Below are 15,227 nucleotides of genomic sequence, written 5' to 3'. Positions count from 1 at the left end.
AGAGCGCAAATACGATTCATCCTCCTGTTTTGCGCCGTATCCAGGCCTGAGACAGGGACGATTACAAAGGACCACCAGAGGCTGTCATGGAATTTTATTTTCCGACCGAAACCGGCGAGCAGCTGGCCTTTGCCAGCGCCGCGCTCTTTGCCCTTCTGGGCCTGTTCATCATGTTTGCCCCTGTTATCACCCTTCGGGGGCTCGGCTTGAGCGGGCGGGAGGGCCGCCGGGAAGGGTTGGCCGCGCTGCGTCTGGGCGGTGGCATGATGGCTGGCCTTGGGGCGAGCGCCGTGATGTTGGCCCAGCCGATGCTCTATCTGGCCTATGGGATCACTCTGGGGGTCGGGCTGTTTGGTTTGATTTTGTCGATCCTGTCGGACCATGGGGGAGTTCGCGGAGCGACCTGGCGCAATTTTCTACTTATAATTGCCGTCACTGTTTTAGGCATTTTGCCTTTCATCTACGTCTTCGGCCTGGTGTGACGCGATTTCGCGCAATTCGCCTCATTAATTTGACGGTGAAGATCACAAAATCGTCAAAAGCGGGTTGCCCTCCTCGTTTATTCCGTTAATACCCGTGTTGCGAGTCCGGGGATCGTATGCTAGACGGACCGCAAATTTGGACGAGACAAGCTGCACTGCTTGTGACGTCCGGGGGAAAACTTAAACGATATCAAACTGGTGTTGCGCCAGCCGGCGCATGCGACAGTTTTGAGTAACATTCAGGGAATTTTGTGCCCGTGGCAGACACATCCCAGCCTATTTCCGGTCAGCCGGTTTCCGCAGTTGCAGAGCGCTACGCGTCGTCGCTTTTCGAGCTGGCACGCGAGGCGGATTCTGTGGATGCGGTGGCTGGCGATCTCAATCGTTTCCAGGCGATGATCGACGAGAGCGTCGATCTGCAGCGGCTGGTGACCAGCCCGGCCTTCACCAGCGAGCAGCAGGCTTCTGCCATCGCAGCTCTGTGTGACAAGGCTGAAATTGGCGGCCTCGTCGGCAATTTCCTGAAGCTCGTTACAGCCAATCGTCGCCTGTTTGCCGTTCCCGGCATGATCGCAGCCTTCCGCATTATCGCGGCGCGCCACCGTGGCGAACTGGCTGCTGATGTGACCTCTGCTCATGCGCTGACCCCGGCGCAGGAAACCGAACTGAAGGAGGCGCTGAAGAGCGCGACCGGAAAGACCGTTACGATGTTCGTGACTGTCGATCCGTCTCTCCTGGGTGGTCTGATCGTTAAGATCGGCTCCCGTCAGATAGACACGTCTCTTCGCACCAAACTTTCCACCCTTAAGCTTGCACTGAAAGAGGTTGGCTGATGGATATCCGCGCCGCGGAAATTTCCGCAATTCTGAAAAATCAAATCAAGAACTTTGGCCAGGACGCTGAAGTTTCCGAAGTCGGCCAGGTTCTGTCCGTCGGTGACGGTATTGCCCGCGTCTACGGTCTGGACAATGTTCAGGCCGGTGAAATGGTCGAGTTTCCCGGTGGTATCCGGGGCATGGCGCTGAACCTCGAATCCGACAATGTCGGCGTGGTTATCTTCGGCTCCGACCGCGACATCAAGGAAGGCGACACCGTTAAGCGGACCGGCGCCATCGTTGAAGTTCCTGTTGGTCCTGAGTTGCTGGGTCGCGTTGTTGACGCTCTCGGCAATCCAATTGACGGCAAAGGTCCGATCAACTCGGCAATCCGTTCGCGCGTTGACGTCAAGGCTCCAGGCATTATTCCGCGCAAGGGCGTTCATGAGCCGATGTCGACAGGCATCAAGGCCATCGATGCTCTGATCCCGGTTGGCCGCGGCCAGCGCGAGTTGGTGATTGGCGACCGTCAGACCGGCAAGACCGCCATCATTCTCGACACCTTCCTCAATCAGAAGCCTGCACACGATGCTGGTGGCGATGACAAGATGTTCTGCGTTTACGTGGCTATCGGTCAGAAGCGCTCCACCGTTGCCCAGTTCGTCAAGGTTCTGGAAGAGCGTGGCGCTCTGAAATACTCCATCATCATCGCGGCAACCGCTTCTGATCCTGCTCCTATGCAGTATCTGGCTCCGTTCGCTGGCTGCACGATGGGCGAATATTTCCGCGACAAGGGTCAGCACGCCCTGATCGCTTATGACGACTTGTCCAAGCAGGCTGTTGCTTACCGTCAGATGTCGCTGTTGTTGCGTCGTCCTCCGGGCCGTGAAGCTTATCCTGGCGACGTTTTCTATCTGCATTCGCGTCTGCTTGAGCGCGCTGCCAAGCTCTCCGATGAGCGTGGCGCTGGTTCGCTTACCGCTCTGCCGGTTATTGAAACCCAGGGCAACGACGTGTCGGCCTTCATTCCGACCAACGTGATCTCGATCACCGACGGCCAGATCTTCCTTGAAACCGACCTGTTCTATCAGGGCATTCGTCCAGCTGTGAACGTTGGTCTGTCGGTTTCGCGCGTTGGTTCTGCTGCTCAGATCAAGGCCATGAAGCAGGTTGCTGGCTCGATCAAGGGTGAGCTTGCTCAGTATCGCGAAATGGCCGCCTTTGCTCAGTTCGGTTCCGACCTTGATGCTGCCACGCAGCGCTTGCTGAACCGTGGTGCGCGCCTCACCGAACTTTTGAAGCAGCCGCAGTTCTCCCCGTTGAAGGTGGAGGAGCAGGTTGTTGTGATTTTCGCGGGTGTCAACGGATATCTCGATAAGCTTGCCGTCAGTGATGTCGGTCGATTTGAGCATGGCGTGCTTTCCTATCTCCGGACAGAAGGCAAGGACATCCTCGATGCAATCCGCACGGAGAAGGCTATCAGCGACGACGTCAAGGGCAAGCTCAAGACTGCTCTCGATACGTTCGCAAAGTCTTTCGCCTAAATCGGACTCGAGCCAAGGACGGATTAACGGATGCCTTCACTAAAGGATCTGAAAAACCGGATCGCCTCCGTCAAGGCGACGCAGAAAATCACCAAAGCGATGAAAATGGTCGCTGCGGCTAAGTTGCGTCGTGCGCAGGAGGCGGCCGAGGCCGCCCGGCCGTATTCCCAGCGCATGGGCGCCGTTCTCGCCAATATCGCCCAGGCGGTTGGCAGTGATGACGGCGTGTCCACGCTGATGACGGGCACTGGCAAGGACGACGTGCATCTGCTCGTGGTCTGCACGGCGGAGCGTGGTCTTTGCGGTGGTTTTAATTCACAGATCTCGCGCTTTGCGCGTGATCATGTGCGCAGCTTGCTGGCAGCGGGCAAGACCGTGAAGATCTATTGCGTCGGCAAGAAGGGCTATGACAGTCTGCGTCGGGAATTCGGTGCATTGATCGTCGAGCGGACAGAGTTTCGCGAGGTCAAGCGCGTTGCGTTTGAAAATGCGGATACGGTTGCCCGCAAGGTGATCTCCATGTTCGACAAGGGCGAATTCGACGTCTGCACCTTGTTCTATTCGGAGTTCAAGTCGGTTATAAGCCAGATCCCAACAGCCCGGCAGTTGATTCCAGCGGCTGTAGGCGATGCTCCGGCAGCTTCCAGCAGCGCTGCCGCGATCTATGATTACGAACCGGATGCGGCTTCGATCCTGTCCGACCTGATCCCGCGTAACATTGCGGTGCAGATTTTCCGTGCGCTTCTTGAAAACGCCGCCGGTGAAATGGGTGCCAAGATGAGCGCGATGGACAATGCCACGCGCAACGCCGGTGAGATGATCAACAAGTTGACGCTGAGTTACAATCGCCAGCGGCAGGCCAAGATCACCACCGAACTCATCGAAATCATTGCAGGCGCCGAAGCGCTCTGAGCTTGAACAAAAGAGGGTATGAATATGGCTAGGGCAGCGACCCAGACATCTCCCGCAGCGGGCAAGGTGACCCAGGTCATCGGCGCCGTCGTCGATGTGAAATTCGACGGCGTCTTGCCGCCGATCCTGAATGCGTTGGAAACAGAAAACGGCGGCCATCGCCTGATTCTGGAAGTGGCGCAGCATCTCGGTGAAAATGTGGTGCGGACCATTGCCATGGACTCGACCGAAGGTCTGGTGCGTGGCCAGCCGGTTTCCGATACCGGCGCTCCGATCTCCGTGCCTGTCGGCGACGAGACGCTCGGACGTATTCTGAACGTCATCGGCGAACCGGTCGACGAACTTGGGCCAGTGACGACGACTGCTCGTCGCGCGATTCACCAGCCTGCTCCTGAATATGTTGAGCAATCGACTGAATCTCAGATTTTGGTGACCGGCATCAAGGTTGTTGACCTTCTCGCTCCTTACGCCAAGGGCGGTAAGATCGGCCTGTTCGGCGGCGCGGGCGTTGGCAAGACCGTTCTGATCATGGAATTGATCAACAACGTTGCCAAGGCACACGGCGGCTACTCGGTATTTGCTGGCGTGGGTGAACGTACCCGCGAAGGCAATGACCTGTACCACGAAATGATTGAATCCAAGGTGAACGTCGACCCGCATGAAAACGGTGGCTCTGCTGCTGGTTCCAAGTGCGCCCTCGTTTACGGTCAGATGAACGAGCCTCCAGGTGCGCGTGCGCGCGTAGCCTTGACCGGTCTGACCATCGCGGAAGACTTCCGCGACAAGGGCCAGGACGTTCTGTTCTTCGTGGACAACATCTTCCGCTTCACGCAGGCTGGGTCTGAAGTGTCGGCTCTTCTGGGTCGTATTCCTTCGGCGGTTGGTTATCAGCCAACACTGGCAACCGACATGGGTGCCTTGCAGGAACGCATCACCACCACGAACAAGGGTTCTATTACCTCTGTTCAGGCGATTTACGTTCCCGCCGACGACTTGACTGACCCGGCTCCTGCAACGTCGTTTGCCCACTTGGACGCAACGACCGTTCTGAACCGTTCGATCGCTGAAAAGGGTATTTACCCAGCTGTTGATCCGCTCGACTCCACCTCGCGTATGCTAGACCCGATGGTTGTCGGTGAAGAACATTACGAAGTGGCTCGTAAAGTTCAGTCGACCCTGCAGCGTTACAAGTCGCTCCAGGACATCATCGCCATCCTTGGGATGGACGAACTGTCCGAAGACGACAAGATCGCGGTTGCCCGCGCCCGTAAGATCGAGCGCTTCCTGTCGCAGCCGTTCCACGTTGCCGAAATCTTCACCGGCTCGCCAGGCAAGCTGGTGTCGCTGGAAGACACGATCAAGGGCTTCAAGGGACTGGTCAATGGCGACTATGACCACATGCCGGAAGCCGCCTTCTACATGGTCGGCTCGATGGATGAAGCCATCGAAAAGGCAAAGAAGCTGGCAGCTGTTGCTGCCTGATCCATGGATCGAAGAACGCACGGTTTATGACCGTGCGTTCAGTTTCCAGCGTTAGAAAGTAAAAAGCCATGGCTGACAATTTCAATTTCGAATTCGTTTCCCCCGAGCGGTTGCTGATCTCGGAAAAGGTAAGCGAGGTTGTCATTCCGGCGACCGAAGGTGAGATGACCGTCATGGCCCACCATGCGCCGACAATGACGGTTATCAAGCCAGGTGTCGTAACGGTGAAGTTCGCTTCCGGAAAAACCGGCAAATATGTGATTTTCGGTGGCTTTGCCGATATCACACCGGAAAGACTGACTCTGTTGGCGGAAAGTGCCGTACCGGTCGATGAATTGAGCCGCGATACGCTGATGAAGCGGATCGAATTGGCCAAAGCTGAACTGGACGATACGGAAAATCACGAACACCGGACCAAGCTGGAGCAGTTCTTGAACGCAATGACGCATCTGAATGGCGTGCTGGTTCCAGCCTGATTGACACTGTTCTTCATTTTCAGGTTTTCAAGGCGGCCCTCGCGGCCGCTTTTTTGTGGTGAAATCGAAAGCCGGCTGATTTCATCAGACGTGCTTAAAATCCTGTAGTTTTTTGAGTTTACCGCGTCGTTTTTTCGCTCAATCCGGTTGGATTTGGGAGAATATGCAGAGGCGGTCGATGATTTTTAAAATGCTTTTCGATCGTTCCATTCAATGTGCGCTCTTCCCGTCTTGAGATTAAGATAAACAGACCGAAGGCTTCGATTTCCTGCTATTCAGTATTGAGCAGATCGAGCCTGGGTTTTAGGTGCTGATGTAGCTGGTCGTTTTCCAGCTTTTCTTTGCCGTTCGCGGCACAGCGTAATTGCTAATTCCACCAGGCGCCGATGCTGTTCAAACGCAATCCGCCGACATTCCTCTATCAAATGATTGCGCTAGCACTATTTTTTATGTCCCAAGGGGTCATTCTATCTCAAAAATGGCCGGATGCCGCGGTTGACACTCGCCTCACGTAACGTCACTGTCGCCGCTTACTCAGAAGTAATACTCCTCTCAATCGATTTAGAAGTGAAGTAAAAACGGTGCATGTGACGAACGCAATGGACCTTCATAAGCACGACTGAATGGGGAAAGCATAAGGACGTCTAGCATCGCACTTCGTGCATTTTTTACCGTTTCGAAAATATGTTGTAAGTTATAGCAATGTTTTCAACCCTTTGGGATTGAAGAGATTTCGCAGCAAATCTCCATTTGGGGACGCGCGATAAGGCGTGAATACGGGGTCAGTAACGCGGGTAGTTTCGCGGTCAGGAGTGGGGACATGAAGGTCGGCATAGTGGGAGCGGGCATGGTGGGCAGTGCATCGGCCTATGCGTTAACAATGCTTGGCATCGCCTCGGAAATCGTGCTGGTTGATTATAATACGGATCTGGCCCAAGCTCAGGCCGAAGACATATCCCATGCCGTGCCATTCGTTTCTGCAACCCTTGTTCGGGCCGGACATTATGATGATTTCGTTGGAGCGGGCGTGGTTATCATCTCGGCAGGTGTCAGTCAGAAACCGGGTGAAACCCGGCTCGAATTGCTTGGCCGCAATGCGGAAGTATTCCGGCAGGTCGTGGACCAGGTTCTCGCAGCAGCACCGAATGCAATTTTGCTGATCGCTTCCAATCCTGTCGATATTATGACTGACATTGCGACCCGCCTTTCGGGCCTTGCGCCACAAAGAGTGATCGGCTCCGGCACCATACTCGATACCGCACGGTTTCGCAGCCTGCTAGGGCGATATCTGGAGATTTCGCCGCAATCCGTCCATGCCTATGTTCTGGGTGAGCATGGCGATAGCGAAGTGTTGGCCTGGTCGAATGCCATGGTTGGCGCCGTGCCATTGATGTCTTTTGCCGAACAGGCGGGCAAGCCGGTGACGAATGCGGTTCGCAGTGAGATCGACGCCGGTGTGCGCCATGCCGCCGACAAGATTATCAAGGGGAAAGGTGCCACCTATTACGGCATCGGTGCCGGTCTGGCACGGATCGTCAAAGCAATTGCCAGCGATCAGCGTGATGTGCTTTCCGTTTCCAGCGTCACAGCGGAGCTGGGTGGTGTAAAGAATGTTGCGGCATCCGTGCCACGGGTGATTGGCTCGAGCGGAATTCTGATGGATCTTGTGCCTGATCTTGATGAAACAGAGCGGATTGCCTTGGCAAAGAGCGCAAGGATGTTGAAGGATCTCGCGCTGTCTGTGCCATGTTGAGCATATTTTGTCCGTCGCTGATCCGCCTCCCTTCATCCGGTGTTCAGCAGTCCGTAGACATTGTCATTCGATGGAACCTATGATCGCTTCTTCAACAGACGCCGAAACGCCGGCGAGCCAATTGGCCAACTTCATGCAGAAAGCAGCAGGTGCCGCTGCTCTTCTGAAGGCCTTGTCCCATGAAAATCGGTTGTTGATCCTGTGTATTCTCAGCGAAGGGGAAAAGACGGTTGGCGAGCTGGAAGTGCTTCTGCAATTGCAGCAGGCCATTGTTTCACAGCAACTGGCGCGGTTGCGGATGGACAATCTGGTGGAAAGTCGCCGGTCCGGGCGCCAGATTTATTATTCGATCACCAATCCGGCGGTGAAGGAACTGGTATCGGTGCTGTACCAGATGTATTGTTCGCCTGCGGGCGAGGAGACGACATTCGACCTGCGTGATTGATGCGCATGGGACTGCCGACAAAGGACGTGCTTCGGCCTTTCCGATGATTCAAGGCTCGGGCGACAGGCGGTGCAGCGATGATCGACAAGCTGGAATTTTTCATTGCACTTGCCCGTGCCCAACATTTCGGTCGTGCTGCGGAAGAATGCGGCATTTCCCAGCCCACGCTGTCAGCGGCGATCCGCCAGCTTGAAGATCAGCTGGGTGTGATCCTGGTGCAGCGCGGTTCCCGGTTTCAAGGCCTGACGCCCGAGGGGCAGCGGGTGCTGGAATGGGCGCGGCGGATTGTCGGCGATGCTCGTACCATGCGCGAGGAAATGCGGGCGGCGCGCAATGGTCTGGCTGGACATATTCGCCTGGCGGTGATCCCGACGGCGCTGGCGATGGTGCAGAAGCTGACGGAGCCATTTCAGACACATCACCCGGCTGTGACGTTCCAGGTGGTGTCGCGCAATTCTCTCCAGGTCCTCAGCCTTCTGGAAAATCTGGAGATTGATGCGGGCATCACCTATCTCGACAATGAACCGCTTGGCCGGGTGACGTCTGTGCCGCTCTATGCCGAGCGTTATCACCTGATTGCGGCGACCGGCACGCCGCTGGCCGACCGGGAAAGCGTGACGTGGCAAGAGGTTTCCGATCTTCGGCTTTGCCTATTGACCCCCGATATGCAGAACCGGCGCATCATCAATCAGCATTTCACCGAGGCGGGGGTGGTGCCTCGGCCGACGCTGGAATCCAACTCGATGATCGTGTTGTTTTCTCATATCCGGACCGGGCAATGGTCGTCGATCATGCCACGTAACGTTGCGGAATCCTTCGGTTTCCCCGAGGAAATTCGTATGGTGCCGATTGTCGAGCCGCAGGCCCAGCATCTGGTTGGGCTGGTGGCGACCCATCGTGAACCCTATACGCCGCTGGTTTCAGCGCTATTGCATGAGGCACGCCGCCTCGCAGCCGCACAAGCCTTTGATAGGTTTTTTCTATCGCGTAACGATACAGCGGTATTGACCTGAGCGACAGGCTGGATTCATTCTCGCAAAACGGGTGAGTGTACCGTCTTGCCGCGCGACGCATGGCGTCGTTGCTGGCCGCTGAGGAGGAAGCGATGAATATGCATGTGGTGGCGGAGGCCGACGTGGCCAGAGTGGAGGCGATCATCGATAGCCTCAAGCATCTTGAAGGCCCCCTTCTGCCGATCCTGCATGAAATCCAACGCGAATTCGGATGCGTGCCTGATAGTGCCAAACCGGTGATTGCTCGTGCCTTGAATCTGTCGCGGGCCGAAGTGCATGGGGTCGTCAGTTTCTACCATGATTTTCGTGATCATCCCTCCGGTCGCCATGTCCTGAAACTCTGTCGGGCCGAGGCTTGCCAATCCTTGGGTGGCGAGCCTCTTGGCGAAACGATCAAGGCCCGGCTCGGTATCGATTGGCATGAAACCACCGCTGATGGCGCGGTGACTCTGGAGCCGGTCTTCTGTCTCGGGCTCTGTGCCTGCGCGCCGGCCGCCATGCTGGATGGGGAATTGCATGGCCGCTTGGACGAGCACTGTCTTGACGATCTACTGATGGAGGCCCGTCGATGAGCGAGCCGATGAGCATCACCGTTTTCGTTCCCCGGGATGCCGCTGCTCTTGCGGTCGGGGCTGATAAGGTTGCCGCCGCCATCAAGCGGGAAGCTGAGGCACGCCATGTCGATGTGACGGTCATTCGCAATGGGTCGCGCGGCATGCTTTGGCTGGAAACCCTGGTCGAAGTGCGCACGGACCACGGCCGGATTGCCTATGGTCCCGTCAAGCCTTCCGATGTCGCTGGCCTGTTCGATGCCGGGTTTTTGACAGGGGCTGCCCATCCGCTCTGTCACGGCTTGACCAGCGATATTCCTTTTCTGAAGAACCAGACCCGGCTGACCTTTTCCCGTTGCGGCATTACCGATCCGCTGTCTCTGGAAGATTATCGGCATTACAAGGGTCTGACCGGCCTCGCAAAAGCGATTGCCATGCTGCCCACCGAAATTGTCGCCCAAGTCACCGAAAGCGGCCTTCGTGGTCGCGGCGGGGCAGGTTTCCCGACCGGAATCAAATGGAAAACCGTGGCGGACGCCAAAGCCGACCAGAAATACATCGTTTGCAATGCCGATGAGGGCGATAGCGGCACCTTTGCGGACCGGATGATCATGGAGGGTGATCCCTTCGTGCTGATCGAAGGCATGGTGATTGCCGGGATCGCTGTCGGTGCCACCAAGGGCTATGTCTATACCCGCTCGGAATATCCTCATGCCATCGCCGTGATGCGTGAAGCCATCGAGATCGCCCGCAAACAGGGTATTCTGGGAGCATCCGTGTTAGGCTCTGCTTACGCTTTCGACATGGACGTCCGCGAGGGGGCCGGTGCCTATGTCTGTGGTGAGGAAACCTCGCTGCTCAACAGCCTGGAAGGCAAGCGTGGTGTGGTGCGCGCCAAGCCGCCGCTTCCGGCGCTGGAAGGATTGTTCGGCAAGCCAACCGTTGTCAACAATGTCATGTCGCTGGCCTCCATTCCTGTTATTATGGACCGCGGTGCGCAGTTCTACCGGGATTACGGCGTTGGCCGGTCGCATGGCACCATCCCGATCCAGATTGCTGGCAATGTCAAACACGGTGGCCTTTACGAGACCGCCTTTGGCCTGACGCTGGGCGAGATTATCAACGATATCGGCGGCGGCACCCTCACGGGCCGTCCGGTAAAGGCGGTGCAGGTGGGCGGGCCGCTTGGGGCCTATTTCCCGCCCTCGCTGTTCAATACGGTGTTCGATTACGAGGCCTTTACCGCTGCTGGTGGCTTGATCGGCCATGCTGGGATTGTGGTCTTCGATGACAGCGCTGATATGCTGAAACAGGCCCGATTTGCGATGGAATTCTGCGCGGTCGAAAGTTGCGGCAAGTGTACGCCCTGTCGGATCGGCTCGACACGGGGCGTCGAAACCGTGGACCGGATTGCAAAGGGCATTGAGCCTGAAAAGAACAAGGTGCTGCTGGAAGATCTCTGCAACACCATGAAATTCGGATCGCTTTGCGCGCTTGGCGGCTTTACGCCCTATCCTGTCATGAGCGCGATGACGCATTTCCCGCAGGATTTTGCGCCTGCCCCCCTTGTTGAAGCGGCGGAGTAAAGACCATGTCTCTGATCCATGAAATTGACTACGGCACCCCGGCTTCCTCATCCACCGAAACTGTGACGCTGACCATTGATGGCCGCGAGGTGACGGTGGCAGCGGGCACGTCGATCATGCGGGCTTCGATGGAGGCTGGCATTCAGGTACCGAAGCTGTGCGCCACCGATATGGTGGATGCCTTCGGTTCCTGTCGGCTCTGTCTGGTGGAGGTCGAGGGCCGCAATGGCACCCCGGCCTCCTGCACCACGCCCTGTGCGCCCGGCATCGTCGTTCACACCCAGACGGAGCGGCTAAAGCAGATCCGCAAGGGGGTTATGGAGCTTTACATCTCCGATCATCCGCTGGACTGCCTGACCTGTGCCGCCAATGGGGATTGCGAATTACAGGATATGGCGGGCGCGGTTGGCCTGCGCGATGTGCGCTACGGCTATGAGGGTGACAACCACGTCAAGACCCGGGCCGGTGACGGGTTGAATGCCCGCTACATGCCGAAGGACGAAAGCAACCCTTATTTTACCTATGATCCCTCCAAATGCATTGTCTGTTCGCGGTGTGTGCGGGCCTGTGAAGAGGTGCAGGGTACGTTTGCACTGACCATTGAGGGGCGCGGCTTCGACAGCCGGGTCTCGCCCGGTGCTCATGAGGCGTTTCTGGAATCGGAATGTGTGTCCTGTGGTGCCTGCGTGCAGGCCTGTCCGACCGCGACGCTGACGGAAAAGTCTGTCATTGCCATTGGCCAGCCGGAGCATTCGCTGGTGACGACCTGCGCCTATTGCGGCGTCGGCTGTTCCTTCAAGGCGGAAATGCGCGGCGAAGAACTGGTGCGCATGGTGCCGTGGAAAGACGGCAAGGCCAATCGCGGCCATTCCTGCGTCAAGGGCCGGTTTGCCTATGGTTATGCCAGCCACAAGGATCGCATCCTCAACCCGATGGTGCGTGAGAAAATTACCGATCCGTGGCGGGAAGTGACCTGGGAGGAGGCCTTTGCCCATGTGGCGTCGGAATTCAAGCGGCTGCAATATCAATATGGTCGCGATTCCATTGGCGGCATTACCTCCTCGCGCTGCACCAATGAAGAAACCTATCTGGTGCAAAAGCTGATCCGCGCTGGCTTTGGCAATAACAATGTCGATACCTGTGCCCGTGTCTGCCATTCGCCGACCGGTTATGGTCTCGGTCAAGCCTTCGGCACATCGGCGGGTACGCAGGATTTCGACAGTGTCGAGCATTCCGATGTGGTGCTCGTGATCGGTGCCAATCCGACCGATGGCCATCCGGTGTTCGGCTCACGGCTGAAGAAGCGGCTGCGGAAGGGCGCCAAGCTGATCGTTATCGATCCGCGCCGCATCGATCTGGTCAAGACACCGCATGTCGAGGCAGCTTTCCATCTGCCGCTGAAGCCCGGCACCAATGTTGCCGTTCTGACGGCGCTGGCGCATGTGATTGTCACTGAAAGTCTGGCCAACGAAGCCTTTATCCGCGAGCGTTGCGACTGGTCGGAATTTGAGGATTGGGCGGCTTTTGTGGCCGAGCCCCAGCACAGCCCGGAAGCAACCGAGATGTTTACCGGCGTAGCCGCTGCCGATCTGCGCGGCGCGGCAAGGCTTTATGCCACAGGCGGTAATGGGGCGATCTATTACGGGCTCGGTGTGACCGAACATAGCCAGGGCTCGACCACTGTCATGGCGATTGCCAATCTGGCCATGGCGACCGGCAATATCGGTCGTCCGGGTGTCGGGGTGAACCCGTTGCGTGGACAGAATAATGTGCAGGGCTCCTGCGACATGGGGTCTTTCCCCCATGAGCTGCCGGGCTATCGGCATATTTCCGACGATGCCACCCGCGAGACCTTCGAGAAGCTCTGGGGCGTGACGCTGAACAACGAGCCGGGCCTGCGCATTCCCAATATGCTAGACGCAGCGGTGGAAGGCACGTTCAAAGGGCTTTACGTTCAGGGCGAGGATATCTTGCAATCCGACCCGGATACCAAGCATGTTTCGGCAGGCCTGGCGGCGATGGAATGCGTTGTTGTCCACGATCTGTTTTTGAATGAGACCGCCAATTACGCGCACGTCTTCCTGCCGGGTTCGACCTTCCTGGAAAAGGACGGCACATTTACCAATGCCGAGCGGCGCATCAACCGGGTGCGCAAGGTGATGAGCCCGAAGAATGGCTATAGCGACTGGGAAGTGACCCAGAAAGTGGCTGAGGCCATGGGTCTAGGCTGGAATTACAGCCATCCGTCCGAGATCATGGCTGAAATCGCTGCGACCACGCCAAGTTTTGCCGGTGTTTCCTATGAGATGCTGGAGGAAAAAGGGTCGGTGCAATGGCCTTGCAATGAGCAACATCCACTTGGTTCGCCGATCATGCATGTCGATGGCTTCGTGCGCGGCAAGGGTAAGTTTATCCGCACCGAATATGTGGCGACGGACGAGCGCACCGGCCCGCGTTTCCCGCTGCTGCTGACCACCGGGCGTATTCTGTCGCAGTATAATGTCGGCGCGCAGACGCGGCGCACCGAAAACACCGTGTGGCATGGGGAGGACCGGCTGGAAATCCATCCGCATGATGCCGAGCAGCGCGGTATCAAGGAAGGAGACTGGATCAAGCTGGCCAGCCGCTCCGGCGATACGACCTTGCGGGCGTTGATCACGGATCGGGTTGCGCCGGGCGTAGTCTATACCACCTTCCACCACCCCGATACGCAGGCCAATGTCATCACGACAGATTATTCCGACTGGGCGACCAATTGCCCGGAATATAAGGTGACCGCAGTGCAGGTTTCGCCCTCAAACGGCCCGACCGAATGGCAGCGGGACTATGATGAACTGTCGCGCCAGTCCCGCCGGATTTCCGGCAAGCTGGAAGCGGCGGAATAGGATGAGGGGCGGGGAAGATAAAGGGAGGGTTTTGCCGGTATGCCGGAGATGAAAACCACCTGTCTCGTGCCGCAGGTGCAGTATCGCCAGGGGATGACCACGCAGGCCCACCGGATCGTGCCGGAGGAAGTGCCGGTGGCCTTTTCCTATGGCGGTTCCACCCATGCGGTGATGATGGCGACACCCGCTGATCTCTTGGATTTTGCGCTGGGCTTTTCGCTGGCCGAGGGCATCATTACCCGTCTGGATGAGGTTCTGGCCATTGAACCGATCGAGGCGGCAAGTGGCATCGATGTGCAGGTGACGCTGCTTGATACGACAGCGGAAGCCCTGACGACCCGCCGCCGTCGCATGGCGGGGCCTGTTGGCTGTGGTCTCTGTGGGATCGAGTCAATCGAACAGGCCAGCCGGGATGTGCCGAAAGTCACCGGCGAATTGATGCTGACACCGGCGGATATCCGTGAGGCTGTCGATGCGCTCAGCCGGGCGCAGGCGCTCAACCGGCAAACCCATGCGGTGCATGGTGCCGGTTTCTTCATTCCCGACGAAGGCCTGTTGGCGATCCGGGAAGATGTGGGGCGTCACAATGCTCTTGATAAATTGGTTGGAGCGGTGTTGAAGGCCGGACGCCGGGGCGAAGACGGTGTGGTGGTGGTTACCAGTCGGCTGTCGGTCGAGATGGTGCAAAAGGCGGCCATGCTGGGCGCGCCGATCCTGTTGGCGATTTCCGCGCCAACCGCGCTAGCCATCCGCACTGCGCAGGCGGCGGGCATGACCCTGATCGGCATTGCCCGTGGCGATGATTTTGAAGTGTTCACTCGTCCTGACCGCATAATATCCGGGGTTTCCGCCGATGTCGCATGACCATATTGCTGAAAAACTGATCCGCATGGCCAATCAGATCGCCCAGTTCTTCAACACGCAGCCGGAGCATGAGCGGGTGCAGGGCGTGGCGACCCATATCAACAAGTTCTGGGAACCGCGCATGCGCCGTCAGTTTTTCGAGATGATCGATACCGGTCGAGATGGATTTGACCCGCTGGTGATCGAGGCGGCGAAACTGATCAAGCGTCCAGTGGATAATAGTGCCGAGGCCTTTGGCATGGCGGGGCGCGGCACAGCTTGAGTCTGACCGAACGGGCGACGGCCTAGTGTGCATGGCGCCAAATAGTCTAAAGATTTTAACAGGTTGATTAGGGCCCTATCTGGCCATTCGACAGACGCGCTATGTGTGGCGGTGGCAGTTGCGCTGTCTGCTACAGATAGTGCTGGGAATAGACAAG

The 15,227-nt window shown here is 57.5% G+C and carries 14 protein-coding genes; all 14 read left to right on the top strand.

The genetic code is table 11. The annotated features are described in order from the left end of the window. Nucleotides 1-86: 86 nt before the first annotated feature. The 14 genes from FS819_RS14820 (at nt 87) to FS819_RS14755 (ending at nt 15,070) form a co-directional block, all read left to right on the top strand. Nucleotides 87-482: an AGROH133_08824 family phage infection protein gene (locus tag FS819_RS14820; protein WP_156547999.1), complete on the top strand. Its 396-nt coding sequence runs from the start codon at nt 87-89 to the stop codon at nt 480-482. Nucleotides 483-733: 251 nt separating this feature from the next. Then, nucleotides 734-1,315, top strand: a complete 582-nt coding sequence (locus FS819_RS14815) for a F0F1 ATP synthase subunit delta (protein ID WP_234624547.1) — start codon at nt 734-736, stop codon at nt 1,313-1,315. After that, complete coding sequence (atpA, locus tag FS819_RS14810; protein WP_070152934.1) at nt 1,315-2,841, top strand: F0F1 ATP synthase subunit alpha; 1,527 nt, start codon at nt 1,315-1,317, stop codon at nt 2,839-2,841. The genes FS819_RS14815 and atpA overlap by 1 nt, the downstream gene beginning before the upstream one ends. 30 nt (nt 2,842-2,871) lie before the next feature. Then, nucleotides 2,872-3,753 (top strand): F0F1 ATP synthase subunit gamma, encoded by an 882-nt coding sequence (locus tag FS819_RS14805; protein ID WP_015917382.1) that lies wholly within the window; start codon nt 2,872-2,874, stop codon nt 3,751-3,753. A gap of 24 nt (nt 3,754-3,777) precedes the next feature. Then, the gene (gene atpD / locus FS819_RS14800) at nt 3,778-5,235 is read left to right on the top strand and encodes a F0F1 ATP synthase subunit beta (RefSeq protein WP_015917381.1); all 1,458 of its coding nucleotides are present in this window, start codon (nt 3,778-3,780) and stop codon (nt 5,233-5,235) included. Between the two features lie 68 nt (nt 5,236-5,303). Continuing rightward, entirely contained in the window at nt 5,304-5,711 is a 408-nt protein-coding gene (locus FS819_RS14795) for a F0F1 ATP synthase subunit epsilon (RefSeq protein WP_015917380.1), read from the top strand. An 820-nt stretch (nt 5,712-6,531) separates the two neighbouring features. Further along, nucleotides 6,532-7,464: an L-lactate dehydrogenase gene (locus tag FS819_RS14790; RefSeq protein WP_156547998.1), complete on the top strand. Its 933-nt coding sequence runs from the start codon at nt 6,532-6,534 to the stop codon at nt 7,462-7,464. A gap of 133 nt (nt 7,465-7,597) precedes the next feature. After that, on the top strand, nt 7,598-7,909 hold the full coding sequence (locus FS819_RS14785) for an ArsR/SmtB family transcription factor (RefSeq protein ID WP_049777320.1): 312 nt from the start codon (nt 7,598-7,600) through the stop codon (nt 7,907-7,909). A gap of 77 nt (nt 7,910-7,986) precedes the next feature. Beyond that, the gene (locus FS819_RS14780) at nt 7,987-8,922 is read left to right on the top strand and encodes a LysR family transcriptional regulator (RefSeq protein WP_156547997.1); all 936 of its coding nucleotides are present in this window, start codon (nt 7,987-7,989) and stop codon (nt 8,920-8,922) included. Between the two features lie 92 nt (nt 8,923-9,014). Beyond that, nucleotides 9,015-9,494 carry a formate dehydrogenase subunit gamma gene (locus FS819_RS14775; RefSeq protein ID WP_060718882.1) on the top strand — a complete coding sequence of 160 codons (480 nt, stop codon included), beginning with the start codon at nt 9,015-9,017 and terminating at the stop codon, nt 9,492-9,494. Between the two features lie 8 nt (nt 9,495-9,502). Then, nucleotides 9,503-11,059: a formate dehydrogenase beta subunit gene (locus tag FS819_RS14770; protein ID WP_156548197.1), complete on the top strand. Its 1,557-nt coding sequence runs from the start codon at nt 9,503-9,505 to the stop codon at nt 11,057-11,059. Nucleotides 11,060-11,064: 5 nt separating this feature from the next. Continuing rightward, nucleotides 11,065-13,944, top strand: a complete 2,880-nt coding sequence (gene fdhF, locus FS819_RS14765) for a formate dehydrogenase subunit alpha (RefSeq protein WP_156547996.1) — start codon at nt 11,065-11,067, stop codon at nt 13,942-13,944. 39 nt (nt 13,945-13,983) lie between these two features. After that, entirely contained in the window at nt 13,984-14,808 is an 825-nt protein-coding gene (gene fdhD, locus FS819_RS14760) for a formate dehydrogenase accessory sulfurtransferase FdhD (protein WP_156547995.1), read from the top strand. After that, nucleotides 14,798-15,070 carry a formate dehydrogenase subunit delta gene (locus FS819_RS14755; RefSeq protein ID WP_156531809.1) on the top strand — a complete coding sequence of 91 codons (273 nt, stop codon included), beginning with the start codon at nt 14,798-14,800 and terminating at the stop codon, nt 15,068-15,070. The genes fdhD and FS819_RS14755 overlap by 11 nt, the downstream gene beginning before the upstream one ends. The last annotated feature ends 157 nt before the right edge of the window (nt 15,071-15,227 follow it).

The sequence above is a fragment of the Allorhizobium sp. Av2 genome (genome assembly GCF_021462805.2).
In the GTDB taxonomy this organism is placed as follows: Bacteria; Pseudomonadota; Alphaproteobacteria; order Rhizobiales; family Rhizobiaceae; genus Allorhizobium; species Allorhizobium vitis_G.
The sequence above is the reverse complement of the archived record's forward strand: the minus strand, read 5'-3'. Positions and strand labels throughout refer to the sequence as shown.